At 49.0% G+C, this 25,082-nt stretch carries 29 protein-coding genes; 19 read left to right on the top strand and 10 right to left on the bottom strand.

Annotation, left to right across the window (positions count from 1 at the left end):
- Positions 1-137: 137 nt before the first annotated feature.
- Entirely contained in the window at positions 138-953 is an 816-nt protein-coding gene (gene motB, locus AC50Y3_RS27235; RefSeq protein WP_494821849.1) for a flagellar motor protein MotB, read from the bottom strand.
- On the bottom strand, positions 937-1,737 hold the full coding sequence (motA, locus tag AC50Y3_RS27230; RefSeq protein WP_494821848.1) for a flagellar motor stator protein MotA: 801 nt from the start codon (positions 1,735-1,737) through the stop codon (positions 937-939). Before motA ends, motB begins: the two co-directional genes overlap by 17 nt.
- A gap of 265 nt (positions 1,738-2,002) precedes the next feature.
- Between motA and AC50Y3_RS27225 the strand changes: the two genes are divergently transcribed.
- From AC50Y3_RS27225 to AC50Y3_RS27215, 3 genes are all read left to right on the top strand, one after another.
- Entirely contained in the window at positions 2,003-2,296 is a 294-nt protein-coding gene (locus AC50Y3_RS27225) for a hypothetical protein (RefSeq protein WP_494821847.1), read from the top strand.
- Between the two features lie 42 nt (positions 2,297-2,338).
- Positions 2,339-2,644: a 4a-hydroxytetrahydrobiopterin dehydratase gene (locus tag AC50Y3_RS27220; RefSeq protein WP_494821856.1), complete on the top strand. Its 306-nt coding sequence runs from the start codon at positions 2,339-2,341 to the stop codon at positions 2,642-2,644.
- A 158-nt stretch (positions 2,645-2,802) separates the two neighbouring features.
- Complete coding sequence (locus tag AC50Y3_RS27215; RefSeq protein ID WP_494821846.1) at positions 2,803-4,053, top strand: EAL domain-containing protein; 1,251 nt, start codon at positions 2,803-2,805, stop codon at positions 4,051-4,053.
- A gap of 95 nt (positions 4,054-4,148) precedes the next feature.
- On the opposite strand, the gene AC50Y3_RS27210 is transcribed toward AC50Y3_RS27215, so the two are convergent.
- Together AC50Y3_RS27210 and AC50Y3_RS27205 are read right to left on the bottom strand one after the other, a co-directional pair.
- Entirely contained in the window at positions 4,149-4,352 is a 204-nt protein-coding gene (locus AC50Y3_RS27210; protein WP_494821845.1) for a DUF378 domain-containing protein, read from the bottom strand.
- A 129-nt stretch (positions 4,353-4,481) separates the two neighbouring features.
- Positions 4,482-4,988 (bottom strand): GNAT family N-acetyltransferase, encoded by a 507-nt coding sequence (locus tag AC50Y3_RS27205; RefSeq protein ID WP_494821844.1) that lies wholly within the window; start codon positions 4,986-4,988, stop codon positions 4,482-4,484.
- Positions 4,989-5,137: 149 nt separating this feature from the next.
- Here AC50Y3_RS27205 and AC50Y3_RS27200 point away from each other — a divergent pair, with 149 nt between their 5' ends.
- Entirely contained in the window at positions 5,138-5,974 is an 837-nt protein-coding gene (locus AC50Y3_RS27200) for a sulfurtransferase (protein ID WP_494821843.1), read from the top strand.
- A gap of 99 nt (positions 5,975-6,073) precedes the next feature.
- On the opposite strand, the gene AC50Y3_RS27195 is transcribed toward AC50Y3_RS27200, so the two are convergent.
- Positions 6,074-6,613, bottom strand: a complete 540-nt coding sequence (locus AC50Y3_RS27195; protein WP_494821842.1) for a cupin domain-containing protein — start codon at positions 6,611-6,613, stop codon at positions 6,074-6,076.
- A 234-nt stretch (positions 6,614-6,847) separates the two neighbouring features.
- Between AC50Y3_RS27195 and AC50Y3_RS27190 the strand changes: the two genes are divergently transcribed.
- On the top strand, positions 6,848-7,327 hold the full coding sequence (locus tag AC50Y3_RS27190) for a MarR family winged helix-turn-helix transcriptional regulator (protein ID WP_494821841.1): 480 nt from the start codon (positions 6,848-6,850) through the stop codon (positions 7,325-7,327).
- Between the two features lie 19 nt (positions 7,328-7,346).
- Positions 7,347-7,730 (top strand): VOC family protein, encoded by a 384-nt coding sequence (locus AC50Y3_RS27185; RefSeq protein ID WP_494821840.1) that lies wholly within the window; start codon positions 7,347-7,349, stop codon positions 7,728-7,730.
- A gap of 96 nt (positions 7,731-7,826) precedes the next feature.
- Here the strand turns inward: AC50Y3_RS27185 and AC50Y3_RS27180 are convergent, their stop codons facing one another.
- Positions 7,827-8,225, bottom strand: a complete 399-nt coding sequence (locus AC50Y3_RS27180) for a VOC family protein (RefSeq protein ID WP_494821839.1) — start codon at positions 8,223-8,225, stop codon at positions 7,827-7,829.
- 194 nt (positions 8,226-8,419) lie between these two features.
- Between AC50Y3_RS27180 and AC50Y3_RS27175 the strand changes: the two genes are divergently transcribed.
- The 7 genes from AC50Y3_RS27175 (at position 8,420) to AC50Y3_RS27145 (ending at position 14,431) form a co-directional block, all read left to right on the top strand.
- On the top strand, positions 8,420-9,073 hold the full coding sequence (locus AC50Y3_RS27175; RefSeq protein ID WP_494821838.1) for a response regulator transcription factor: 654 nt from the start codon (positions 8,420-8,422) through the stop codon (positions 9,071-9,073).
- 2 nt (positions 9,074-9,075) lie between these two features.
- Positions 9,076-10,473, top strand: a complete 1,398-nt coding sequence (locus AC50Y3_RS27170; RefSeq protein ID WP_494821837.1) for a sensor histidine kinase — start codon at positions 9,076-9,078, stop codon at positions 10,471-10,473.
- Positions 10,474-10,543: 70 nt separating this feature from the next.
- Positions 10,544-11,062 carry a hypothetical protein gene (locus AC50Y3_RS27165; RefSeq protein ID WP_494821836.1) on the top strand — a complete coding sequence of 173 codons (519 nt, stop codon included), beginning with the start codon at positions 10,544-10,546 and terminating at the stop codon, positions 11,060-11,062.
- A gap of 175 nt (positions 11,063-11,237) precedes the next feature.
- Complete coding sequence (murI, locus tag AC50Y3_RS27160; protein WP_494821835.1) at positions 11,238-12,002, top strand: glutamate racemase; 765 nt, start codon at positions 11,238-11,240, stop codon at positions 12,000-12,002.
- Between the two features lie 160 nt (positions 12,003-12,162).
- Positions 12,163-12,657, top strand: a complete 495-nt coding sequence (locus AC50Y3_RS27155) for a response regulator transcription factor (protein ID WP_494821834.1) — start codon at positions 12,163-12,165, stop codon at positions 12,655-12,657.
- Positions 12,658-12,783: 126 nt separating this feature from the next.
- Entirely contained in the window at positions 12,784-13,905 is a 1,122-nt protein-coding gene (locus tag AC50Y3_RS27150) for a TolB family protein (protein ID WP_494821833.1), read from the top strand.
- 199 nt (positions 13,906-14,104) lie between these two features.
- On the top strand, positions 14,105-14,431 hold the full coding sequence (locus tag AC50Y3_RS27145) for a YciI family protein (RefSeq protein WP_494821832.1): 327 nt from the start codon (positions 14,105-14,107) through the stop codon (positions 14,429-14,431).
- Positions 14,432-14,473: 42 nt separating this feature from the next.
- On the opposite strand, the gene udk is transcribed toward AC50Y3_RS27145, so the two are convergent.
- Positions 14,474-15,103 carry a uridine kinase gene (udk, locus tag AC50Y3_RS27140; RefSeq protein WP_494821831.1) on the bottom strand — a complete coding sequence of 210 codons (630 nt, stop codon included), beginning with the start codon at positions 15,101-15,103 and terminating at the stop codon, positions 14,474-14,476.
- Positions 15,104-15,278: 175 nt separating this feature from the next.
- Between udk and AC50Y3_RS27135 the strand changes: the two genes are divergently transcribed.
- From AC50Y3_RS27135 to AC50Y3_RS27125, 3 genes are all read left to right on the top strand, one after another.
- The gene (locus AC50Y3_RS27135) at positions 15,279-16,640 is read left to right on the top strand and encodes a helix-turn-helix domain-containing protein (protein ID WP_494821855.1); all 1,362 of its coding nucleotides are present in this window, start codon (positions 15,279-15,281) and stop codon (positions 16,638-16,640) included.
- 138 nt (positions 16,641-16,778) lie between these two features.
- Entirely contained in the window at positions 16,779-17,189 is a 411-nt protein-coding gene (locus AC50Y3_RS27130; protein ID WP_494821854.1) for a VOC family protein, read from the top strand.
- A 152-nt stretch (positions 17,190-17,341) separates the two neighbouring features.
- Entirely contained in the window at positions 17,342-18,820 is a 1,479-nt protein-coding gene (locus tag AC50Y3_RS27125; protein ID WP_494821830.1) for a DHA2 family efflux MFS transporter permease subunit, read from the top strand.
- A gap of 66 nt (positions 18,821-18,886) precedes the next feature.
- On the opposite strand, the gene AC50Y3_RS27120 is transcribed toward AC50Y3_RS27125, so the two are convergent.
- Positions 18,887-19,459 carry a GNAT family N-acetyltransferase gene (locus AC50Y3_RS27120; RefSeq protein WP_494821829.1) on the bottom strand — a complete coding sequence of 191 codons (573 nt, stop codon included), beginning with the start codon at positions 19,457-19,459 and terminating at the stop codon, positions 18,887-18,889.
- A 199-nt stretch (positions 19,460-19,658) separates the two neighbouring features.
- On the opposite strand from AC50Y3_RS27120, the gene AC50Y3_RS27115 reads away from it, so the two are divergent.
- The gene (locus tag AC50Y3_RS27115; RefSeq protein WP_494821828.1) at positions 19,659-19,961 is read left to right on the top strand and encodes a hypothetical protein; all 303 of its coding nucleotides are present in this window, start codon (positions 19,659-19,661) and stop codon (positions 19,959-19,961) included.
- A gap of 249 nt (positions 19,962-20,210) precedes the next feature.
- On the opposite strand, the gene AC50Y3_RS27110 is transcribed toward AC50Y3_RS27115, so the two are convergent.
- Entirely contained in the window at positions 20,211-20,690 is a 480-nt protein-coding gene (locus AC50Y3_RS27110; RefSeq protein WP_494821827.1) for a hypothetical protein, read from the bottom strand.
- Positions 20,691-20,874: 184 nt separating this feature from the next.
- Here AC50Y3_RS27110 and AC50Y3_RS27105 point away from each other — a divergent pair, with 184 nt between their 5' ends.
- Both AC50Y3_RS27105 and AC50Y3_RS27100 read left to right on the top strand, forming a co-directional pair.
- A complete protein-coding gene (locus tag AC50Y3_RS27105) occupies positions 20,875-21,681 on the top strand; it encodes a class I SAM-dependent methyltransferase (protein WP_494821826.1) in 807 nt (268 codons plus the stop codon).
- A gap of 52 nt (positions 21,682-21,733) precedes the next feature.
- Complete coding sequence (locus AC50Y3_RS27100; protein ID WP_494821825.1) at positions 21,734-23,566, top strand: stalk domain-containing protein; 1,833 nt, start codon at positions 21,734-21,736, stop codon at positions 23,564-23,566.
- A gap of 252 nt (positions 23,567-23,818) precedes the next feature.
- On the opposite strand, the gene AC50Y3_RS27095 is transcribed toward AC50Y3_RS27100, so the two are convergent.
- The gene (locus tag AC50Y3_RS27095; protein WP_494821824.1) at positions 23,819-25,081 is read right to left on the bottom strand and encodes an MFS transporter; all 1,263 of its coding nucleotides are present in this window, start codon (positions 25,079-25,081) and stop codon (positions 23,819-23,821) included.
- Between the last annotated feature and the right edge of the window lies 1 nt (position 25,082).

Below are 25,082 nucleotides of genomic sequence, written 5' to 3'. Positions count from 1 at the left end.
TAACTCTAGTTGCCAACGCAAAAACACCTCCAAGTTGTCCTCCACATCTTACGACATGGGGTCTTTCACTTGAAGGTGTTTTAATTTGTCTCACGTTATGGGGTCAGTCCCGAGGTCCTGACGGTTTTTTTGTTGTGTTATTTGCTCGCGGGCACAGATACGGTTGCATCCTTGCCGGCATCCGTATACTTCCGAATAATCGAAACTTCAACGCGGCGGTTCTTGGCGCGTCCAACGTTCGATGTGTTCTGCGCAATTGGGCGATACTCGCCGAAGCCGATGGTGCTAAAGAGATGCGGTTCAAGCTTCTTATTCAGAAGCAGGATGTCCATGAAGCGAATCGCCCGCATGGAGCTCAGCTCCCAGTTCGATTCGAATTCTTTATTGTTGATCGGTACATTATCGGTATGGCCGGATACTTTCACTTCATAATCCGGATACTTCTGCAGCATGTTAGAAATTTCTACGGCCAGCTTGCGCGATTCCGGCTTGACCTTCGCACTGCCCGGTGCGAACAGGGAGCTGTCGGAAATCGTAATGGTCAGCTGGGATTGGTTGAGCTTCGTGTCTAACTGCGTAGTCAGGCCATTCGTCTTAATGTACTGGTCTACTTGTTTCTTGAGCTTCTCGAGGTCTTCTTGCTCTTTCTGCTTCAGAGCCTCAATGTCTTTCTTCTGCATATCTTGATTGGCCTCGCGGCGTCTGGTTTCAGTAGCGTCTTCAAACTGATTGGCGTTGCTGATGACCGCTGATTGCTCCAGTACGCCAATACCGCTGCTGAACGCGATATTGAAGGCTTTGCTCATATCTTGAAATTTCTTCGAATCGGTTGAACTCATCGCATACAATACGATAAATAAGGCGAGTAATAGGGTAAGGAGATCGGCATACGGAATTAGCCAGGTTTCATCGGCATGTTCCTCGTGATGTTCACTTTTATGCTTTTTGCTCAACGGCCTCTGCTCCCTTCTGACTCAGTTTAATCCGTTCGGTCGGTGTCAAGAAGACCGAGAGCTTCTGGTTAATCGCGATGGTGGAAACACCGGATTGAATGGAGAGCAGGCCTTCAACCATCATGAGGCGCAGTTCAACCTCACGTTTGGAAAGACGCTTGAGCTTATTGGCAATGGGGTGCCATAATACATAACCGGTGAATATACCTAGAAGTGTAGCAACAAACGCGGCTGCGATCGCATGGGCGAGCTTCTCCATGTCGCTCATATCGGCAAGTGCCGCGATGAGGCCGATTACGGCGCCGAGAACCCCCAGCGTAGGTGCATACATGCCGGCTTGGGAGAAAATAAGAGCTCCCGCACGGTGGCGTTCTTCGGTAGCGGCAATATCCTCGAGCAGCACATCGCGTACGAGATCTTGGTCGTTACCGTCTATGATCATTCTCATGCCGTTACGAAGGAACATATCTTGGATGTCGTCTACTTTGGACTCCAGTGCAAGAAGACCCTCGCGGCGTGTGATTGTTGCCCATTCCATGAAGAGGGCGATTACTTCTTCGCGTGGCAGCAGGTTCTGCACAGTGAAGATCATTTTGATCAATTTCGGGAATTTCTTCAGTTCGTTCAGTGGGAAACCGATGAAGAGTGACGCTGCGGTTCCGACAATGATAATCAAAAATGCAGCGGGGTTCACTAGATTGTGGATCGGGGCGCCTTTCAGCGTCATACCGACAAGAACGGCGATGAGGCCGAGTGCGATACCAATTACAGTAGATTTTTCCATGACACACCTCGTCTAATAAGATAATAAGGACATTGTAGACCGACCTAATCGGTTATGCCCCAGAGAACGGGAGACAGCTTCAGACAATCTGATGTGTCAGACTGACAAAATGAAAAGAAATTAGGGCAACTCTATCTCTATTTATTATCGTCAGAATGAGCGCTCAGATTAGAGCAAAATGGATGTTTTAGCAGTTTTCATCCGATTTCGTGTAAAATGAAGACATAAGAGGCGAGAATAAGAGACGAAAGTGGGGCAATTGGAAATGGGAGTAAAACATGCAAGGGAATACAGCGATATTCTGGGCGAGCTGGCTGAGGCGATGCATTCCATCGGGGACGGCTATTTGTTCTTCGAAATGGAGACAGCCGATTGGGAGGAGCTGGAGGAAGCGCAGCGTAAAGAGTTAATGGAGGCGCTCGCAGATGACGTGTTCTATGCGCTGGGTGAGGAGCCTGTCCTACATGTAGGCGGAGGTGTCGTGGCCTACCGGCCCAAGCATCACATTATTGAAGTGTCGGTGGATCAGAAGGAAATTCGAATTATCCGATTAATCTGAGGTTGATTCTTCGTTACAGGGGAGGTGCGCCTATTGGGTAAAATGGAGAAAATGCAATCCGAAGCGGCAGACGAAGCCATTGCAGCACTTCCCGGCTGGTCGCGTCAGGATGAGAAATGGATGCAAGGAAGCTACCGGTTCGGCACTTTCGTAGAGGCGATTGCTTTCGTGGGGAAGGTTGCTGAAATTGCGGAGGCGATGAATCATCATCCGTTCATTGGCATTGACTACAAGAAAGTAACGCTGCGTTTGACGACTTGGCATGCGGGGGGCTTGACGGAGCTCGATATGCAGTCGGCAGCACGTTATAATGAAGTTTATCGGACGTCGATTCCCGGGAACGGGTAATCGGCGTTTTTTTTTGCGTTGCAATTATCCTTTTACTGGGTGATCTGTAAGTGATGTGGGTGAAGACTTTACAAGCAATTGCGGCTACTTTACAATAGGTGCAACTAGTTATGTGAGAAAATGTGACATCATATTCCAAGATTCGGGGAGCTACGGTGATGGCGGAAGCGCAGCGCATGCAATATGGCTTGCATGAGGATATATACAAGGATATGATCAGTCGACTTGTTCCTTATTATCAGCCGATTCTCGCGCTTGATACGAGGCGTATAATGGGCTATGAGGCGCTTGGTCGTATTCGAGTGGGTGAGGGTGTACGGAGTATCGGGCCTTTCTTCGCGGATAAGACGGTGCCGATGGCGGAGCAGATTCGGGTGGATCGGAATTTGCGGGAGCAAGCGCTGATGAAGTTTGCGGCAGGTGATCCGGAGCACGGGAAGCTGTTCATTAACTTGAAACCTTCTTGGATCTATCAGACCTATGTGGCAACAGGGGAGCTTCCGACACTGCAGCTGCTTGATAAATATAAGATCGACCCGCGGCGAGTCGTCATTGAGATTACGGAAGAGTCGTTTCTCGGGCCAATGGAGCAGCTGCGTGCAGTCGTGGATTTGTATAGGGATTATGGCTGCCTAATTGCGATTGATGATGTGGGCAGCGGGTTTAGCAGCATTGACCGGATCGCCCAAATTCAGCCGCATATCCTGAAGATCGATATCCATATGCTCCAGAAGAGCGAATGCCACAGCGGTTACTACGGCGTCATGCGTTCGTTCTCCACGCTGGCGGATCAAATCGGCGCTTCCTTGTTGGTGGAGGGTGTGGAAACGGAGCAAGACCTGCAGCGGGCGATTGAGATCGGTGCGCGTTATGTGCAGGGGTATCTGTTCTCGCCTGCGGCGGCTGCTTTCCGGCCGGCACTGTCATTCGCAGGGCTTCTTGAAGCGGGGCTGAATCGGAGCAGGGCACGATTACTGCATGTGGAGCGGCATTGGAGTGCGGAAGCGGAGCGGCTGCAGATAGCGGTTGATCAGGTATGGGAGAAGAGAGTCGCCAGCCGTGGGGACGATGCAGGTGATGACTTAATTGAAGAGCTGTTGGACGGCTTGGCAGACTCTCCTTGCATTCGCCTCTATCTATGCAGCAAGGACGGCATTCAGGTGAGCGCTAACTATCAACGGATCAGCGATGGCGGGTGGAGTAAAGAGCCCCATTATCGCGGGCATAATTGGAGCTGGCGGCCTTATTTTATCCCGTTATCCGCTCAGTTCGCAGATCGGCCTCAAGCGATGGTTTCGCAGACGTATACGGATCTTGATTCCTTCGACCGCATTCGGACGATATCCGTACCGGTAGGCGGCAGCTGTATTCTGTTTCTGGATGCGGCCGAGCTTGAAGGCGAACGCTAAATAGAAAAGAGCCCACCCCGCGCATGAGGCGCTTGGGACGGGCTCTTATTTTGTCCAGACGATTGAATATCCGCGTGGGTGCGGAAAGGGGGACGTTAGTCTTCTGCCGACACTTTGGAGAAGAAGGATAGGCTGTACAGAGCAGCTACCCCAACAATAATGTACACGATCTTGGCCCCTACGGAATCTGACCCGTCAAAAACTTCTGAAACGACATCATACTCAAATAGCCCTATCGCCAACCAGTTCAGGCCGCCGAGAATTAGGACTAATAAGCTGACGATGTTCAAAACTTTCATTGGACCCGCCTCCTTTAAAAGTAATGACTCGTGACACTACTACGGATATGCGGCTGCGGGAGCTTTTAGCACGATAAAAAAGAAAGCGCTGACCGTCTGGGGCCGCGCTGTGGTAATAGTGGGATGTTGTTAGGGCATGTAGCACATGCAGTGAACGTCGACCGGTCCAGTAGCTGTTTGCTTGGCATACGTATCGGTAATGATGAATCCTGTGCGCTCGTAAGTGCGAATGGCGCGTGTATTCCAGACATGGACTTCAAGGTCGATTTCGTCGTTTGGCGCGCGGTGAATGGCTTCTGCTACTATGGCTTGTACGAGTGGAATACCGAGTCCTCGGCCGCATAAATCCGGTCGTAATCCGAGTCCGATGCGTGTTACACCCAGCAGGGGAAAGAACTGCGCGAAGCCGACTAAGCGGCCGCCTTCGTTCGTCACCGCGGCATATTGCTGCTTCCGGATATAGGCGTCGCCAAACTCGATGCCGAGCTGCTGCATGACTTCCCAGGTGGACCAATTGTAGAAATCGTAGGGCGGTTCGTAGCGCCAGGTACTGAGCTCTTCGGCTAATGCGTCGGATAGCGGCACAACGTTGAAGTGGGATTCGGCAGGCAGGGCTTGGTCAGTGGAAGCGGTCATATATAGGGACTCCTCACGGCGGAATAATCACAGATGGTGGACCCCTATATCGTAGCAGAATTGACGAAGCGGTGGAAGCGGGAGTGGAATCATGTATAATTTAAGGTACTGGAATCTAATTGATGAGAATAAGGAAGGCGGCTAATAGGATGAAAAATATTGTATCGCTCAAATGGTTGCTCGCTCGTATGTATGAATCGGATATCGTGATCGTCGACTGCCGCTTCCAACTGGGCAAGCCGGAGTCCGGCCGTGAGGCTTATAACGAGTCGCATATCCCGGGTGCGGTTTATTTGGATCTGGAGAAGGATCTGTCTTCGGCGATTACGGAGCATGGTGGTCGCCATCCGCTTCCGGACATTGCCGAGCTGACAGGCACGCTTAGCCGAGCAGGCATTGGCAATGCTTCGCGCGTTATTGCCTATGACGATCAAGGCGGAGCCATGGCATCGCGTCTATGGTGGCTGCTAAAGTACCTGGGTCATGAGCAGGTGTTTGTGCTGGATGAAGGGTTCACAGCTTGGCAAAAGGCTGGTTTCCCGGTATCGGCAGATCAGAAGGTGCTCATTCCGAGTCCATTCTTCGCGACGGTGCAGCATAACATGCTGGTTGAAGTTGACGAAGTGCAAGAGAAGCTGGGCAAAGCCGGCGTGACGCTTATCGATTCGCGCGAAGGCGCGCGTTATCGTGGCGAGGTGGAGCCGATTGACCGCGTGGCCGGTCATATTCCGGGCGCGATTAACCGCTTCTGGGCGGAAGGCCGCGGCGCGGACGGTCAGTGGAAGAGCGCCGAGGAGCAGGCGGCGAGGTTCGAAGGACTGGCAAAGGACGGGGAGACGATTGTATACTGCGGCTCGGGCGTGACGGCTTGTCCGAATGTGCTGGCATTGCAGGAAGCGGGCTTCACAAATGTGAGGTTGTATGCGGGGAGCTGGAGTGATTGGATTTCGTATGAGGGGAATCAGATTGCGACTGGGGAAGAGTAAGGCATAATAGTATGTAGATAGTAAATACATCGCCAAGTGGCTTACACGCCCTAGCGATGTATTTTTATGCCTCGAAGTCAACACGCGCTATTTGAAGGTTTATTCATACTTTTCTTGATAACCTAGAATTCTGGCGAGGGGGGCAAGGATTGTGAAAATGATTTTTTGGATATACCAAGGCGGATTAACCACCTGAATTGCATTTTGATAATATAATGCGGGACGTGACATGCGAACCAAATTAGGGGTCCCTCTCTTATTAAGTTTGCCGTCTCTTGCCCATGCGAAATAGGTTTTAAAAAATTCATCCGTATTCAATGCAGGTGAAAATCTTTGAATCGTATGTGCCTCTGTAGCATCTTCATTCCAAAAACGATGAGGTACCCCAACAGGAATCTCGATGGAATCGCCAGGACCTAATACTTGAGTTTTTCCGTCGACTTCAAAATGAACTTTTCCGGAAATAACCTCACAGGAGCTTTTTTGTTTGGGATGAATATGTATTGGCTCTCTTTCCGTTGACGGTGGATTAAAGGTTTCAATTTCTAATAAGGATCCATTCGATTCCTTTCCCGTTATGCGAAAATACATTCTTTGTCCGGTAAAGGGATTTGTAATGTGAGCATCAGGCCTTGTCATCGTTAACCTCCTTGGCTCAATTAATTTGCTATATAATCCCATGATATTTCATGCAGAATGGAAAAGGTTGTAGAAAATCATTTTTTAATATAAATATTACAATTTCTCAACCTCAGAGCACGGCGAGAGTGATGCCGTTGCTCTGTTTTTTTTAATAATAGTTGCAATAGCATTCTATATGGCATATGATGAAATTAGTTGCAATAGCATTCTATTTGGAGAGGAGGAGTGAAATTGAGCGACGAACATTGGAGCCAGGATAACAATAGTGCTACGGAATCGCACGGCCACTATATCTCAGCCATCTATCGGCATATGCAGATATTGATCTCATCGGAGCTTGCGCCCTATCGGATCGGGAGCGGACAGTATATTTTCCTAATGGCTATTGCGTCTCAAGAAGCAATCACGCAGAAGGCGTTAAGCGAGAAGCTGCTTATTGACAAGACGACGACCGCCAAGGCGATTGCCAAGCTGGAGGCAGAAGGATACGTGCGGAGGGAGATCGATCCCGCCGATAAACGCTACCAATTGCTCTATCTGACGCAATCCGGACGCGAGGTGGTACCCAAGGTGCAGGAAGCGCTGGGACGCGTCAAGAACAAGACCCGCAAGAGTATAAGTGAAGAGGAGTATGACTTGCTACTGGATCTGTTGAAGATCGTACTTCGCAATTTGAGCGAGCAGGTGAAAATGCCGGAGACGATCATATGATCTTAAGGAGGACTTGAAGATGAATGTACTTCCATTTATCGTAGTAGAGAACTGCAAAGAGGAAATCAAATACTATCAAAACGTTTTTGGCGGTGAAATAACGATTCTCCGAAAGCAAGGGGAAGAGGTGCTTAACGCGGACCTTCATGTGGAGGGGGTAACCCTTAAATTTGCCGATACTCAAGCGGCGAAGCCGACACTGAAAGGCGACTACGTGAGAATCTTTCTGAAAATCGATACGGAGGAAGAGTTCCGAAAGATTTATAGTGAATTTGCAGCCAATGGGACAATAAATACAGAAGTATATGAAGCTCCATTTAACGGACTGCTGGCGACCGTTACCGATCGGAATGGCGTGTGCTGGGTGCTGTCGTACTATCGTGGGGCAGTAAAAGCAAAGTAGAATGTGAAGGTTCATGCGGAGCACGGCGATAAGGATGCCGTTGCTCTGCATTTTTTTATTTGCCGAAGTCAACGTCGAGGTACGTATCTGAACCCATTAAGCCGGATTAACCGCGAAAAGCGAATGGATATTGCCCTCGGGATCGGCGAAGAAGCAGGCCGTATGTCCCCAAGGCTGGATTGTCGGCTCGGTAATCGCCACGGCGCCTTTCGCGACGTATTGCTCGAAAAGCTCATGCACGGCCTCAGGAGAATCGCACTCGAAATTGAGCTCGAAAGCTTGGCCTTGGCGACTGTTGAGGAAAGATGGATGGTTGTTCGTATTAGCCGCCATTAAAGACCTCGAGCAGAATGCAAGTCGAACGCCGTCGTTCACCAGCTCCACGTAATGTTCCTCTTCGATAGCCGCATGGAATCCGATCACATTCTTATAGAAGCTTGCCAACGATGCGACATCATCGGCCAATATAGTAACGCCTTCCAGCTTGACCCTCACTGCGATAACCCCTTTTCGTATAATACCAAATTATACCGTATTTTTAATTGAGGAGATAGCACTGCGAGCCGGGGTGCTTCCACTCCTTTGAATGGATGAACTTTACTGAGGTAAGACTGTGGGATAAAGAATTTTACAACTCCATGATAACTTTCGATTTCAAAATTGCTATCATGGCGTAGAGGTGTATGCTTATGGCGAAAATCCTGATCGTAGATGATGAGAAGGCCATTAATGATTTGATTGCCGTCAATTTAAAGATGGTCGGGCATGAGTATGTCCAATTGTATAGCGGAGATCAAGTATTGAAAACATTAAATGAGATGCATATCGATTTAATCATCCTGGACGTGATGCTGCCTGGCAGAGACGGCTTTGAAATCATGCAGGATATTGCGAAACGGGGCGTACCGGTTATCTTCTTAACGGCAAGAAATTCGATTTCGGATAAAGTGTATGGCTTGGAGATCGGAGCAGAAGATTATATCGTTAAGCCTTTTGAAGCCGTGGAGCTGATTGCTCGTATCCATGTCATTTTAAGAAGAAACCAAAAGACCGCACAAGAATTTAGGCTGGATGACACCATAGTCGATTTGGAAAAGCATATTGTGACGGTTCAAGGACAAGAAGTCGAAATCACAAACAAGGAATTTCAGTTATTGGATCTGCTTGTGCAAAATAAAAACATCGCGCTATCCCGCGAGAAAATCATTGAGCAAACCTGGGGCTTCGACTTCTATGGAGAAACCAGAACCGTAGACGTGCATATTCAGAAGCTGAGAAAGAAACTAAATTGGGAGAACCGGATCAAAACGGTTTATAAATACGGTTACAGGCTAGAGGTGTAGAGGTGAAATTCTGGCAGAAAACGTATCTGAGCGTGTTAATTGTATTTCTGATCGCCTTCGACCTCGGCGCCTACGCGCTTCTCAAAAAGAGCTACGAACTAAACGAACAATTGGATATCTCAAGAGGCCTGAGCGAATACGGGAGCATCCAAAAATCATTAAGCTATATCCTTCGCGTTTATACGGAGAGCTCGGGAAATACCAACTATGAATCGTTGATTACTAGTTTCGCGGCCAATCATGAAAAGGAAGGTATCCTATTTGAGGTGTACCGAGCGGATAAATTGATTTTCTCCAATGCCTATCAGTTTGAAGGGAAGCGGGAAGAGCTGCGCGGAGATCCATACCAATTCGTTTACAGAAAAATGAATAACGAGCTATGGCTGTTTGTCGGCGGGAAAATGGAACTTCAGGATTTGAGATTGGTTATTTCGAGAAAATCGGATTATTTACAGGAATATCATGTTACTTTACGGCAGTATTTCACGAAATTGAGCGTAGTGATTTCAATTATTTTGTCGGCAGCGCTTATTTTTCTGTTATTTCAATTAACCGCGCCCATTCGCAGGTTGAACAAAGGCGTAAAGGCCATTGCCGCAGGAGCATACGATCAACGAGTGAAAGTTGGAGGGAAGGACGAGTTTGGGGAATTAGCACAAGATTTTAACAGGATGGCCGACGCGGTTTCCAATCATATTGAAACGATCAAAAAGGCGAGCGAAGACAAAGAGATATTCATCAACAACCTCACGCATGAACTAAAAACACCGATTACGGCGATCAAGGGATACAGCGAGTTTTTGAATCATGCCAATTTTAATGAGGAAGAAAGGAAAATGGCAGTCCGTTATATCTATGAGCATATTGCGCGGCTGGATGTTCTCTCGGGAAAAATGATGCAATTGCTGTATTTGAAGAGTGAAAAGATTGCCATGGAGCCTGTCGATCTTGAAAATCTGTTCTCCTACGTGACCCACATGGAGCGGCATCATATCGAGGCAAAGCAGATAACGGTAACACGTGAGTGCTCGGCCAACCTAGTCTATGGGGATCGGGAACTATTGCAGTCCCTGTTCATTAACTTAGTCGAAAATAGCATCAAAGCTTCCTCGTTCGGGGGAGAGATCCAATTGAGAAGTTACCCTCACGGTGAAGGCGTTGTGCTTGAAGTCTTGGATTATGGAAGGGGCATACCTGAGAAGGACATTGCGAAAATTACCGAAGCGTTCTATGTCGTGGACCGTTCCCGTTCCAAAGAACTGGGCGGGATTGGACTTGGCTTATCCATCTGCAATGAGATTGCCCAGCTCCATCATGCAACCATACAAATCGACTCCAAGGAAAATGAATATACAAGGGTCTCCGTTTATTTTACAACTCCGTTACAACTTGAAGATTAGTTCATAACGCGGCTCCATTATAGTTGGTTTGTAGCTACGAAACACCACAAACTATTGGAGGGAATAAGAAATGAATAAAAGGTTTATCACTGCAGCAATGACTCTGGGAGTAGCAGCCGTTCTGATTGCAGGAAACAGCGTTATTTCGGCAAATGCTTCTACAAATGCTGATGTTCAAAAGGTAAAGGTTATCGGCAAACATCAACAGCCCGATAGTGCTACCGACATTGCTGGTCCAGGCTCAAAGCCGGGGATTATAAACAACGATTTGCCGGTAAACGAAAAGGAAGCGGTTGAGATTGCGGGGAAAGCGATTGAAGAAAAATTCAAGGTTTCATTAAGCGGCTTGAAAATTTCCTACGATTTGGGCACGCGAGTAGACATGGAAGGAAAGTACTATTTTGTAACCTATGAAAATCAAAAATACACCTATACCGATGCCGAACTCATCAAAGCGAAGCGGGATTTAAAGGCAGGCAAAGAGATCGATATCAAGTGGAATGATATTTACGTGGCATTTGTAAACGCCGAAACCGGGGAAGTCGTTTCCGTTGAGAAGAATCCAACGGCAGCAGAAGGAGAATTTTAATTCAATACAATGAAACCCTTGGGTCGTATAAGTTTATACGACTCAAGGGTTTTTTATTGCCGGAGACAACGCGAAGTCATCGATGACGTCATGTCTGTTCTTGCCCTAGGGACTTCAATCGCGATATGCTGTAGGTATCATTATGACTACATCATTCGATAGGAATTGATCCCCTATGAAACTCGGTTTTTTTGACTCCGGAATTGGCGGGCTTACGGTCTTGGCGGAAGCGCTTAGGCTGCTCCCTGCTGAGGATTATCTCTATATGGCAGATACTACGCATGTCCCATACGGGACCAAGTCGAAGGAAGAGGTGCAAACCTTCGTCTTTGAAGCTGTGGAGAAGATGATTCAGCAAGGCATCGATGCGCTTGTGATTGCATGCAACACGGCGACAAGCACTGCGATAAACGAGCTGAGAGAGCGGTACTCCTTCCCGATTGTCGGTATGGAGCCTGCCGTCAAACCGGCCGTAGAGATGAACCGTGCGACCGGCAAAAGAGTGCTTGTTTTCGCTACGCCTCTTACGCTGCAGATGCCTAAATACTATGCGCTTGTATCCCGCGTGGATCAAGATGGAATCGTGGATTCCCTGCCGTTGCCTGAGCTTGTCCAGTACTGCGAATCGCTTCAATTCGATAAGAATTTCATGCGTGAATACTTCCTTGCTAAGCTCGAACCCTATGATCTTAACGACTACGGCATCATCGTACTGGGCTGCACACATTATCCGTTTTATACGGATATTCTACGCGGCATTTTGCCGCCTCATATTGAGATTGTCAACGGAAACGCTGGCACGGTTAGAAGGTTGTCGGCGTTGCTAAATCGTTACGGCATCGACACTGGCTTGGGAAGCGGAAATGTGACATTCATGTGCACCGGCGGAGAAGCCGCATACATAGAAAAAATGAGGTTGGCGCTGACTCTTCTCAGATAAAGGTGCTTTAAACGGGACTACAATATTGAACTGGAGTACATCACTTTGCTGCGATGTACTCTTTGTGCTGCAATGATGCAGTAAAATTGGATTTTTGGTTCCAGCCGGAAAGAGCTTATAATTGAAGCACATGATAACGACATGAGGCAGGTGTGAAGCCATGCAAGCAAAGATTATGGTCATCGAAGACGAAAAAGCGATCTCGGACGCGATCTCCTATGCCTTGAAGCGCGAAGGTTACGCAGTGGAGGTCGTTGATCGCGGGGATACCGCCGTAAAGCGTATTGGCGAGACGCGTCCCGATGCCATTATTCTCGATGTGATGCTGCCTGGCATGGACGGCTATGACGTGCTAAAGAAGCTGCAGGACAAAGGCGTAATCGGCGTAATTATGCTTACGGCCAAGGAGGACATTGTGAATAAGGTGCTCGGGCTGGAGCTTGGGGCCGATGACTATTTGACGAAGCCCTTCGACATGCGGGAGCTGCTCGCGCGGCTCAAGTCCTTGCTTAGAAGAATACAGGCTGCCGGAGAGAAGAAGGATCAGAATGAGGTTCAGCTAGGCGGAGTGAAGGTGCACGTCGGCAGAAGAACGGTTATGGCGGGTGAAAGCAAGCTGGAGCTGACACAGCATCTCCATCGTGAAGTCGGATGACAGCGGCACGACGTTCCGAATTTCATTTCCGACACAATCCCGATAAGATTGTTTACAACCTGGAAACATCTCTTCGTACATTCGCAACATTCGGTTGGTATTGTAAGCATCAAGGAGGCGGTCACATTGAACAGATCAAAATTAGCCATCATGGCATGCGTACCCGCACTGCTGCTTGCCATTACCGCTTGCAGCGGAGATAACGAAGGAAATCGCCAGGTTATTCGAGAGCCGGGGAAAACCATCACCGTCATTGATAACGAAAGCAACAAGCCGGCAGCGGTACCGGCCATTACGGTTGGCGGCATTAGACCGTACGAGAAGATGGAGATATTCGGCTGGCTGAACGAAGATACAATCCTTGTATCCAAGGAGAACGAATCATTGGCAAAGATGAAGCTGGAGGAACTGGCGGACTCCTATCCGCGCAGCTTGTACCGATTCAATCTGAAGACGGGAGAGCTCGTGCCCCTGAAGGAACAGGAGAACGTGTTCTTGGGAGGCGGCAGCCTGTCTCCGGACAAAACACATCTCATCTACTCGGCGTATACGCTCGGCGATCCTGCTTATTATGTCATGGACCTGGAAACGCTGAAGTCGTTCGGTCTGGCTAATGAACGTATTGGAGGAGCCATGAGCGCTGGATGGGCGGATGATGGCAGCGTCATCGGTGCTTCTTATGCAGGCGGAGCTTACACGGCAACCACGAATGGCGATATCGCCGAACTTGACGAATTGAACGAAGGCGCACTGATAATCGTAGCCAAGCTCGGCAGCAGCGTCTACTATAACTCCAATGCGGATGAAGCGTTGAAGGTGCTCCATTTGGATACGAATGAGACCAAAGATATGGGGCTCGGTTCCGTGGGCAGCGTTATTCCTTCGCCAGACGGTAAGCAGCTGCTGGTGAAGCAATACGAAGGCTCCGGGATGAAGCTAGTGCTGTGCGATCTGGATGGAGGGAACGCGAAGACGATTGCGGAAGGCGCGGAGCTTGGCGGGATTTCCTGGTCGGCCGATCAGCGGCTGATCGCATACAGCATGCAAACGGAGGTAAGCGGCGCGACGGTCAAAGGCTTGTACGTCCACGATCTTCTGTCTGATGAAGCGACTCGTATCGCAGCCGATGTCGAGAACGCTGTAAGCTCCTCGTGGAGCCCATCAGGCAACCAACTGTCCTACACCGTATGGAATGGCAGCAGCTACGAGAGCAGCGTCATCGAGATCCATACTTCCTTACAACCCTAATAGCAGCGGTTCAATACAGAGCACGGCGAGATAACTGCCGTTGCTCTGTTTTTTTATGGATAAATTCCTCATGATTTAAAAAGATGAATTGGGTGCTCGTATTGCTTTATTGCTTGCATTTCAAAGGGGATTTGAGGAATGATAGGGATTGAGAGTCATGATATTCAATACAAACTCGGATAAAGGAGGTTCCTTAGTAATGGCGGATAATACCACAAGCACAAAACCGGGGAAAACGCATTTCATGTTATGGTCAACGCCCCCTAGAGCAACTTTTCACCAGGATATGACCGGAGAAGAGCGGGACGTTATGCATCAACATATCGCCTATTGGACAGATAAACAGAATCAGGGCATTGCACTTGTGTTCGGACCGGTTTTAAAACCGAACGATCCTCATGGAATCGCCATCATCGGGGTTGAGAGTGTAGACCAAGTCCCGCAACTGATTGCTGAAGATCCTGCCGTTATTGCGGGATTGATGACGATGGAATTCTATCCAATGATGGCGGTTTTGCCGAAATAACCGCAATAGAAAAAGCCCTGGGGTAGTACCCCACGGCTTTTTTTATTCCTCTGTGCGCTCCGCACCTAAATATTTCTCCGTCAAAATGGACAGCAGTCGGATACCCACTTCGTTCTGTCCGCCTTCAGGGATAATGATGTCGGCGTATTTCTTGGACGGCTCGATGAAGGCATCGTGCATGGGCTTGACGGTTTGCAAGTATTGATCATGGACGGATTTAATCGACCGGCCTCGCTCTTCGATGTCGCGCAGCACGCGGCGCAGAATGCGCACGTCGGGATCGGTGTCGACAAACACCTTGATGTCGAGCATCGCCCGCAGATTCTCGTCAGACAGCACGTGAAGTCCTTCAATAATGACGATGTTGTAGGGCATGAGCTTCTCGGTTTTATCCTTGAAGCGGGCATGCGTCGTGAAATCGTATATCGGTGCGCAGACCGTTTGTCCTTCTTTCAGTAGTTTCAAATGTTCGACCAATAGATCGTTCTCGAACACGAGCGGATGATCGTAGTTCAGCAGCTCGCGTTCAGCCATTGAAAGATGGGGGTGGTCTTTGTAGTAATTATCTTGCGAAATAAACGTCACTTTGTCAGAGCCGTGATGTTCGATGACTGAGCGTGCGACCGTTGTTTTGCCCGATCCCGTGCCGCCTGCAATTCCGATGATGAGCATGTCTGTCTATTGACCTCACTTCTGTGTAAATACATTGATTTCAGTATTGTAGCATAGAGACGGAGCGAATCACAAAACGCTTTGATTTCTGAGAAATTTGAACATATTGCCGGCATTTCCCTTTGCTATAATAGAAATCAAGAAGTCGTACTTAGCAGGTGATAAATTGAGCTACGTGGATTCTGTGCAAAAGGTGATCGACTATATCGAGGCGCATCTGGACGAGGAGCTGGATCTCACCAGTCTTGCAGAAGAGTCTTACCTATCGGTTGCCCAATTATATCGGGTGTTCTATGCGCTTAGCGGACATCCAGTCATGGACTATATACGCAAAAGAAGAATAAGTGTCGCCGCCAATCACCTGAGAAACTCGAGACGCACCGTTGAGGAGCTGGCGTGGGAAAGCGGGTTCGAGTCGTATCATGCCTTTGCAAAGGTGTTTAAGAAGATTGTCGGATTGACTCCGGCCGCCTATCGCAAGGCCGACATTTATTTTAGCTTCGAGTCGATCCGACTGCGCGAGCAAGTGGCGTACATGGAAGACAGAGAGCAGACCGAACGGTTTCCCGATGTGAAGGTAATCCGGTTTATGCCGGAGAAGGTGTACGCTTATTTGCACACTTCCAAGCAAGAGGAAGGGATCGAAAATGAGGCTTACCGGGTTGTTAGCGAGAAACTTGCGGCAGGCGAGGTGGATAAGCCCATAAAGTCGCGAATTTTTGGTCACAATGTTGATCTTCCTGAATCAGACGGCGAGCCCCGTTATGGGTACAAGGTGTTTGTCGTGAGTGAGGGGGACCGTAGTATGGATCATGCCTTTACGGAGGAGCCATTCGTCGGAGGCCTATATGCTGTAAGAAAGACCGCTGCGCAGTCCCCCAAGATCATACAGGATGGATGGGATCGGCTGCTGGCGGAGTGGCTCCCGAAGAGCACATTTGAAATGGGTACTCATCCGTACATCGAGGAGTTTATCGCATACAACGGCAAAGTCACAAGAATGAACTTGTATCTTCCCGTGCAGCGCAAGCTTCGGGACGAACGGATTGAAGTCGTTGATCTGACGATTTCAAAAGCCTTCTTTTGCAGGGGGCACGGGGGTGAAGCTGGGCGAATTGCCGAACAGCGATTGATTAATTGGTATGAGGAGAATTCTGACCGCAACCGATGGATCTCAGAAGGGAGATATTATATGTCCTACCATTATGGCGCCAGAGATTCTGATGAATATTGGTGGGAGAACGGGATCCTTGTCTCTGAAGCGGAAGGCATGGCATTGGCAGGGCTTGAGCAGAAGTGCATGGAGGCAGGGATATATGCTTGCTGTGTATCCAAGACCTATGGGCAGATGACCGGCGTGCTGGATAAGATGCACCGATGGATCTCGACAAACGACGATTACCGGCTCGATGAAGAGAGACAATGGTTCGCGGAGTATCACACGTTGCCGGGCATGAATATTGAGCGGGATGCCATTGTGAAAGTGTATATTCCTATTCGATCAGCAGTACGCCGGATGGCCATTACATGTGGGTGAATCAAGATCGAAGATACTGCGATTACTGAGGAGTGTTGATTGGGGATGCAGAACGCTAAGCGTAAGGAATCAAATCCGGAAGGCTACAGGCCGTTAATCGTGCCGAAAGCACTAAAAATCATAAATGGAGGCATTGCGATGAACAACCAACTTCAAACGGAAGAAGGATTTCAATCGGCAAGTCCAATCAAGAACAGAGTCGGAAGCATTTTTGTCCCGGTACGGGATATCGAGAAATCACGCTCCTGGTATTGCCGGGTTCTTGGGTTAAATGAGGCTGATTGTGAAATTATGTCCGGCCACTTGTGTCCGCTGCCGATGGAAGGTACAGGCGTCATTCTGGATACGATGCCGATGTGGGGAGGCAAAGAGCCGGGGGGAGCGCCATCGATCGAAACGCCTGCTTTTATGCTGATGACGGAGGACCTGCAAGGCTCGCTGGACTACATGAAGAAGCTCGGTGTCGATCTTGTAACGGAGATCGAACATGACCACTGGTTCGTCGTGAAAGACCCGGACGGCAACAAATTAATGATTTGCCGGGAGTAAAGTTGTATCTGACATCGCCATGGGGCTTGCTTGCCCGGGCGATGTTTTTTATTGCTCGAAGCAAACAAAAATTTACAATAGACCGATTGCATTATTTCGGCAATAATAGTACCTTTTATTGGTAGAAGATTAAGCGAAATGAGGAGATAAGTTTGTCTAACCATTCGAATGCAGTTGCTGCCGCTGAGGATGCGCCGTTCTCAATGAAAGCGATTATGGGACCTCTTATGGCGATCGTCGTCGGGATGATCATGGTCATACTCGACAGCACGGTGATGAACATTGCTTTACCGACTTTAATGGAGGATTTCGCGGCATCCGTCAATACGATGCAATGGTCCATTACAGCTTATACGCTGGCGCTTTCCGCGGTTATTCCACTGGCCGGCTGGCTGACCGATCGATTCGGCGCCAAACAAATTTTTCTGATTACGATTTTTTTGTTCGCGGCAGGCTCTCTGCTTTGTTCCTTTGCCGCAACGCCCGAACAGCTCATTCTCTATCGTATTATTCAAGGGATCGGCGGAGGCATGGTGCAGCCGATCGGGATGGCGATTATCTTCAAGCTTGCTCCTCCTAACAAACAAGGTGCAGTCATGGGCATGCTAGGCATTCCGATGATGCTTGGCCCCGCACTTGGACCGGTATTGGGCGGTTATTTGCTGGAATACGCGACTTGGCACTGGATCTTCCTAATCAATCTGCCGATCGGTATTATCGCGATCTTAGTCGGCTTGAAGTACTTGCCGAGAGTAGAACGCAAAACCGTACCGGAGCTCGATATTTGGGGCATGCTCCTTGCACCGATTGCATTCGCTACGTTATCTTACGCGGTTAGCGAAGGCGGCAAAGACTGGGGTTCGACAAAAACGATTGTCGGCTTAATAGTGGGCTTTGTGGCCCTGGTGTTATTCATCATCGCCGAGCTTCGCCATAAACAGCCAATACTGGAGCTTCGCGCGTTCAAGTCCGCGGACTTCACAATCGGAATGGTCACGTCTTGGTTGATGTTCATGGCATTATTCGGGTCCTTCTTGTTCGTACCGATGTACATGCAGCAGGTGTTTCATTATGCGCCGCTCAAAACCGGGTTTATGATCCTGCCGCAAGTTGCGATGACAGGATTGTTCATGCCTTTCGGTGGTAAACTGTTCGACAAATTCGGCGCTCGCGCCGTTTGTGTGGTCGGGGTCGCCTTTGTTGCGGCGGGCATGTTCTACATGTCGCAAATTCAAGCGGATTCCGGCGCGGGATACGTAATCACGGCAACGATGATTATGGGCGTAGGCATGGGACTGTCCATGATGCCGGTGAATACGCACATCTTGAAAGCCGCTCCGCGCCACCTCGTAGGTCGGGTAACGCCGCTTACGTCCGCTGCCCAGCAAGTCGTGGTTTCATTCGCCGTAGCGGGATTGGCAAGCTACTTAAGTACGCGAGTAGCAGATCATATGGCTGCGAACAATGGGGATGCAGCCGTCTCACTCGTCTCCGCTTTCGGAGATACGTTCTTCATCGCCGGATGCATCGGTACGGCCGGTGCCTTGTTGGCTATTCTGCTTCGGAAGCCGAAAGTCGCGGAAGGCGAGGCAACGGATCAAGTCAATGCTCCCGTCATGATGGGGCATTAAGAGATCTTGCATGAAAAAGCTTCATCGTCCGTGAGACGATGAAGCTTTTTTTGGCGTGATCCCAATTCAGCTTAACAACAAAGCAAGCATAACTACGTCAAGGAACGTTTTCGTAACATCGTGCAGTAAGTATTGTCGTAACAGTCCTTCTTCCTGGAAGCCTAGTTTCTTTAAGACCTTTAGCGAGGCAGAGTTCTCAGGGAAGACTTCAGCTTGAATTCTATGGTGTCCGATATGCTCTTGGTTGAAGGCTAGCACAGATCGCAGCGCTTCAGACATGAGTCCTCTGTTCCAGAACTCGGGCTTTAAATCGAATCCTAGGGTAAGCGGGAAGAAAGGGGCTTCTTTAAAATTACCTCTAGTTGGCATGAGCATGAGCGTTCCTAAAATCTGTGTCGTATTACTAAGGGATATTCCCCAAGGAATGAGCTTCTTATCTTCATAGGCTCGATTCCATGAGTCGATCAGCACCCGGGTATCCTCGATCGAGGACGGGCCGTACCAATCTAAATGTTTCGTGACAAGAGGGTCGGAGTAAAAAGCGTAGATGTCCCTGGCATCCGTGGACTTCATTTGCCGTAGTACTAATCGTTCCGTGTACAGGGTAGGGAATGAGGAAAATAAGCCTTTGCTACTCACATTTTTCACTTGCCTTTGTAATCAGGATAGGATTAAGAAATCATATACCAGTATCCTTAAAAGCAACTTAAAATCGCATAAATTCTTCTGAAGTTACTAATCTGCAAAGGCGGCTTAGATCATCCGATAATAGAAGAGAGTAGCACGAACGATTAGCGCAGGCTCATCGACATCTATGAATAGAGGGAGAGGGTAACGAATGGAATACCTATTTTGCCAGCAAGTTAAGATCGTGGATATGGAGGATGAAATTATTTCGGAAGTGTTATTTGAGCATGGGGAATACGAAACGGCCGCTTTGTCGATTGGCTCCTCCGTCCTGATTCATCAACTGGGTTTGAAGGAGTTCGATGTGGTTTACGACAGAAGAGAGGGCAAGATCACCCGTTATAAAGTGACAGATATCGAGATTAATCTGGTTACGCAGCCTGTGGTTACTCGCGTTTATCTGGAGCCGGTGAAGCTTATTGTCGGTCAACATGATATTGGAGAAATTGGCTGATTGTGCGGGAACGGCGATTATCCGAAAATAGTTTCACCGCACAAAAAGACCGGTCAGCCCACCACAATCGTGTGCTAACCGGTCTTTATCGTTGTTCATCCCTAGAAACCGCACTGAATGATGCAGACCGACTGAGCGGTCAAGCAAATCGGAGCGCATAAGGCAGCAAAAATTCGTGATTGGTTGCTGCTCGTCAAGAAGCCCGAAACCACCTCGTATGAGGTAGCTCCGGGCTTCTTGTATTCACCGCTATTGAGCACCGAAAGTAATCATAACAGATGATCGTCCGGCATCTGCGGCATCCGGAGTAATGAGGATGAGCATGTTGTACGTATCATTTTCCCCAACCAATGTAACCTGATCTTCCGCGGTCGTATCCGCAAATTCGTAGCCGTCGTTCTTGAGCGCTTCTCGGTAAAAGTCAGCCGTTTGGGAGATGCTTAGACCTGTCGTGAGGGAAACCATATAGCTCTTCATCTCGTCGGAAGACATATTAAGCGATCTTACAATAACGGCGTCCTCCGGTATTGGGATGTCCTGCGGAAAATCCTTGGGTAACTCCTTCGCTTTCTCATTGCTCGTAACGGTCACTTCGCCTTCATCCGACTTAACTGTAATCTTGTCTCCATCCTTGGTGATTTCCGCATTGCCTTCTGCTGTTTTTACGGTTGTGGTCTCTTTGGCATCGGACCCGCAGCCGACAAGCCAGACCGACATCAAGACGAGCATTGAGGTAATTCTCCAGTGTTTTGCTATGTCGTAGCCCCCTCACCTTGCATTCTAAATAAGGATATATGCTCCTTTATTCTTGATTATGAAAAACATTTTGGTTTGGGGACAGGTCGGCGGGCAGGATACCTTATTCATAACGCTGAATCCCTTTAAAATAGGAAACCCCTATTAAGGAGGTAGCATGAACGCGAAAAATGATAATAAAATATTGCGGGAGTCGTTTGAACAAGCCGCTCCTATTTACCAGCAGGCGCGCCCGGATTACCCTGATGAGTTGTTCAATGATTTACTGCGTGCAACGGACTTGAAGGCAGGTGATCGTTTATTGGAAGTGGGTTGTGCTACCGGAAAGGCTACCCTTCCGCTAGCACAGCGAGGTTTCAAAATCACGTGCATTGAACTTGGCTCGGAGCTTGCTGCAACTGCTAGACAAAACCTTGTGGGAATGGATGTTGACATCATCAACGGGAACTTCGAGGATTGGCAGCCGGAGGCGGGGAATGGTTATGATCTGGTATTCGCTGCGACCGCTTGGAATTGGATTGATCCCGAAGTTCGCTATAAGAAAGCATGGCAGGCTCTCCGTCCGGGCGGACATCTGGCGTTTTGGAACGCCAATCACGTTTTTGCAGACGGGGGAGACCCCTTCTTTCGCGATGTTCAAGCCGTTTACAATGAAATTGGCGAAGGTAAGCCGGTGGACAGCAACGATTGGCCGCGTCCAGGGGAACTTCAGGAGCAAACGGATGAGATTGAGAACAGCGGTCTGTTTGAGGTGGTTCACGTCAGGCATTTCGATTGGGAGCGTATTTATCATGTTGAGGCGTACATTAAGCTCCTTGAAACCTTCTCCGGGCACATCCTTATGGAGGAATGGAAACGCGATAAGCTTTTTAGCGAAATCCGAGCACGTCTTCATAAACGTCCAGACCAATCGGTTCGCCGCCACTGGGGTGCTGTTCTCCATGTCGCCCGTCGAATCGATTAACATGTGCATACATGAGAGGTGCTGCTAGGAAAAATGATTATGGAGGTTACGCATGCTGCACAGATTTCTGGCATCCATTATTGGTATAGCTTTACTCATAGGCAGTGCGCCGATCGTACAGGCAGAAGGGCAGCCGACTCCGACTCCCATCACTGTCCATGTCGAAGGCGCGGCAGTTGCAATGACGGCACAGCCTTATATTGCTCAAGGGGTGACAATGGTTCCGTTTAGGGCGATTTTTGAAGCGTTAAGCTTAAAGGTTGAATGGGACAAGTCTTCACAGACGGTTTCCGGGTCGAATGCATGGACACAAATCGAACTCAAGTCGGCAAGCTTAACCGCCAGAGTGAACGGGAACCAAGTTAAGATGCAGACACCTGCTGTAATTAAAGAAGGAGCTGTTTACGTTCCGTTGCGCTTTGTTGGGGAAGAGACGGGTAACATCGTTGCTTGGAACGCGGCGGCCCGCAACATCGATATTCAAGCCGGGAACACGATGAAAGGGCGAGTTTATACAGCTGATGGCAAAGGAAGCATAAGTGAAAAACATGTCCAATTGCTGAAGCTGGTAGGTGACGAGCTGCTGAGCGTTTCTGAAGTCTTAACTGGTCCGAATGGGGATTTTCGTTTCGAAGGGCTGGAGAATGAGGGCGACTACGTACTCCAAGGAAACTGGTCAGAGGATACTGAGATCTTACCATGTGCCTTCCGGTTTAGAATCAAAGAGAATTGCGCTCGGCTGGGTTCGGATGATCGTCTGGTAACAGTCCGGGTACTGTCACCGGATGGGAACCCGATGATTGACAGGGGGCTGGATTTTTCCGTTTCTGAGAATGGTGTGGTAACAAGCTACTTGGGACATCAAAATAACGAGTATGTGACCGATCTTTTGCAGGATGGACATACTTATACGATTACGGCACAATTATCTCCAGCTTGGTCGGAACGATTTGACGTCCCCTTGCCGTATTCCTTTACCTATCATGACGGGGATAAGATCAAGCATGAGTTCGTTCTGTCGATATTGCCTGATGCCCAAGTCAATGGACGATTGGTCGACGATACAGGTAAGCCATTGGCAGGAATCCATGTCTCGTTCCTGCCTGAATCCGATACGTCTATCGTTGCATCCGTTGTATCGAAGCAGGACGGAAGCTTCTCCTTCCGAGGGCTTGAAACGGGGCATTCCTATTGGCTTAACGTGTTCGTGCCGCTTCCAGCGAAACCTGAATCAAAAAAACCAGCCATAGGTGACTTGCTCCCGCCTGCATCCCAGAAAATTACGTTTAATGGCTCACCGGTTGATCTTGGCAGCATCAAGCTGAACCGCGTTCAGGTGATTGGCAAGATCCTCGATGAGGAGGGAAACCCTCATAACGGACTTAGCAGTCTGCTAGACGCCAATGGGACGAATGTCAGCCCAACCTTCCTTGCTGGAAAAGGCTATGTGGCGGCTGGCGGCATGACTGAAGGAGAGACCTACACGTGGAAGGTAATATTCGCTGATGCTTTTCGGATGGACGATATTAATTTTGTAAGCATCATTAAATCTTCCCCGAGTGCGTATACGTTTGTTTATAAACCAGGGATGGAAGAACACACTTTTACTGGCCGAGTAGGGGATAAATTAATTCTCGGTACTGTCAAATCAAAAGACGGGAAGCCTGAAATCGGAGCTAAAGTAAGTGTGGAATTTATGAGCAACGGATCGGTTGTGAGGAATGCATCGGCTGTAACGGACGCAACGGGCCACTATTCAATAAAGATGAACAGCGACAAAACAGGGCGAATATCTGCCGTTTCAGCCGACGGGCTGCGCAAATCACCCTCATTTGAATTCGATAGCACACACACCTCTGCCATGCCGGGACTTATCTTACAATGAGTAGAGATGTGCTTTTAAGAAAGGTGAGAATAAGCTGCGGGACCGTCGGATACTCCTCCTCCCGCGGATTATGAGGCGTATCGCATGCGCGGCGCGGAGTTCATTCGTCAGCCGGCCCTCCCAACCGGGAAATACGGGCGATTGGCTGTCGATCATCACAAAGACGACGTCGTAAAACCCAAAACCGTATTATAGCTAAAGAAAGGCCGTGTATCAGCACCATAGTGGTGCCAATACACGGCCTTTACTGAGTTAATTCGCTTCCACTGCAATCGCCGATTCCTTGATCCTATATAGAGGAACCAGAAACACGATGCCGATTAGGAACATAGCAGCCGATAATTGATAGGTCCAAGATAGCGATAAGCTGTCCTTCAAGAAGCCGGATAAACTCATGGTAACGACCATCGCGCCCATAAACATAGGCGTCAGAATGCCATTTACGCGCCCGACGAATGTTTCCTCGGTCCTGTTCAAAATAAGCGTATTAATACCGATTTGCAGAGCTGGCATGAAGAAGCCGATCATGGCTTCCATGGCTAGCGTGAGCCAGAACAGCTCGGAGAATCCCATTACGGATACGCCGATTCCCGTGGCCAGCATGCCCCATAAGACAAGTGTTTGCGGAGCGACTTTGTTCGAGAACACCATCGACAATCCTCCGCCGACCAGCATTGCCGCGCCATTGGCTGCGAAGAGCCATTGCAAGTTCCCCTTCGGCAAGCCAAGCTGCTCGGTGATGAGGAACACGGCAAGCGTATGAATGACGCCGATGCCAAGTCCTGCGGAGAGGAAAGAGCCTCCTAAAGCGACGAGCGCTTTGCGATGAAGAACATAATCGATCCCCATCTTCATTTCCGTCCAAATCGAAGTCCCGTTATCCTTTCTTTCTTCCTCTCTATCTGCCGGTAGCAGTGTAAGAACAGCCGCCGAAATGAGGAACGTGACGCAGACGATGCCCATGGACCAGTAAATGTTCAATTGTTCGAATACGAATGTGCCCAGGATCGGACCCAATATCATAAACACCGCCATCATCGTTTGGAACAAGGCCATACCGGCCTGCATTTGCTCTCCCGGTACATGCAGCTTGAACAGCTTCATGCTGGAAGGTTGGGAAAACTGCGACAGAATCGCGGAGACGAACGTTGCGAAGAATATGGCATGCCATGAGCCATAAATCAATGTGAGCAAAATGACGAAGATGGATACCGCGCTGAGCAGGTCACACAGCACCATGGTTCGCTTAGGCCGCCAGCGATCAGCGAACGCGCCGCCGATGAAGGAGAATACGAAAATAGGCGCAAACTCAGCGACTGAAACTAGCGAGACGGCAAGCGCGTCTCCGTCAGTCATTTCGACCACAAACAAGAGCACCGCGAAGTTGCGCACCCAAATACCGATCTGCATAAACACGCCTGCCGATAGAATGGCTTGAATAAACCGGTTTTGAAGCATGGAGCCCATAGAGGGTTTAGCTTCGGATGAAGGACTATTTGTTACAGGGAGTTCCATT

Source organism: Paenibacillus sp. J22R98 (genome assembly GCF_059383835.1).
Note: the sequence above shows the minus strand (reverse complement) of the source record. Positions and strands in the feature narration are given on the sequence as shown.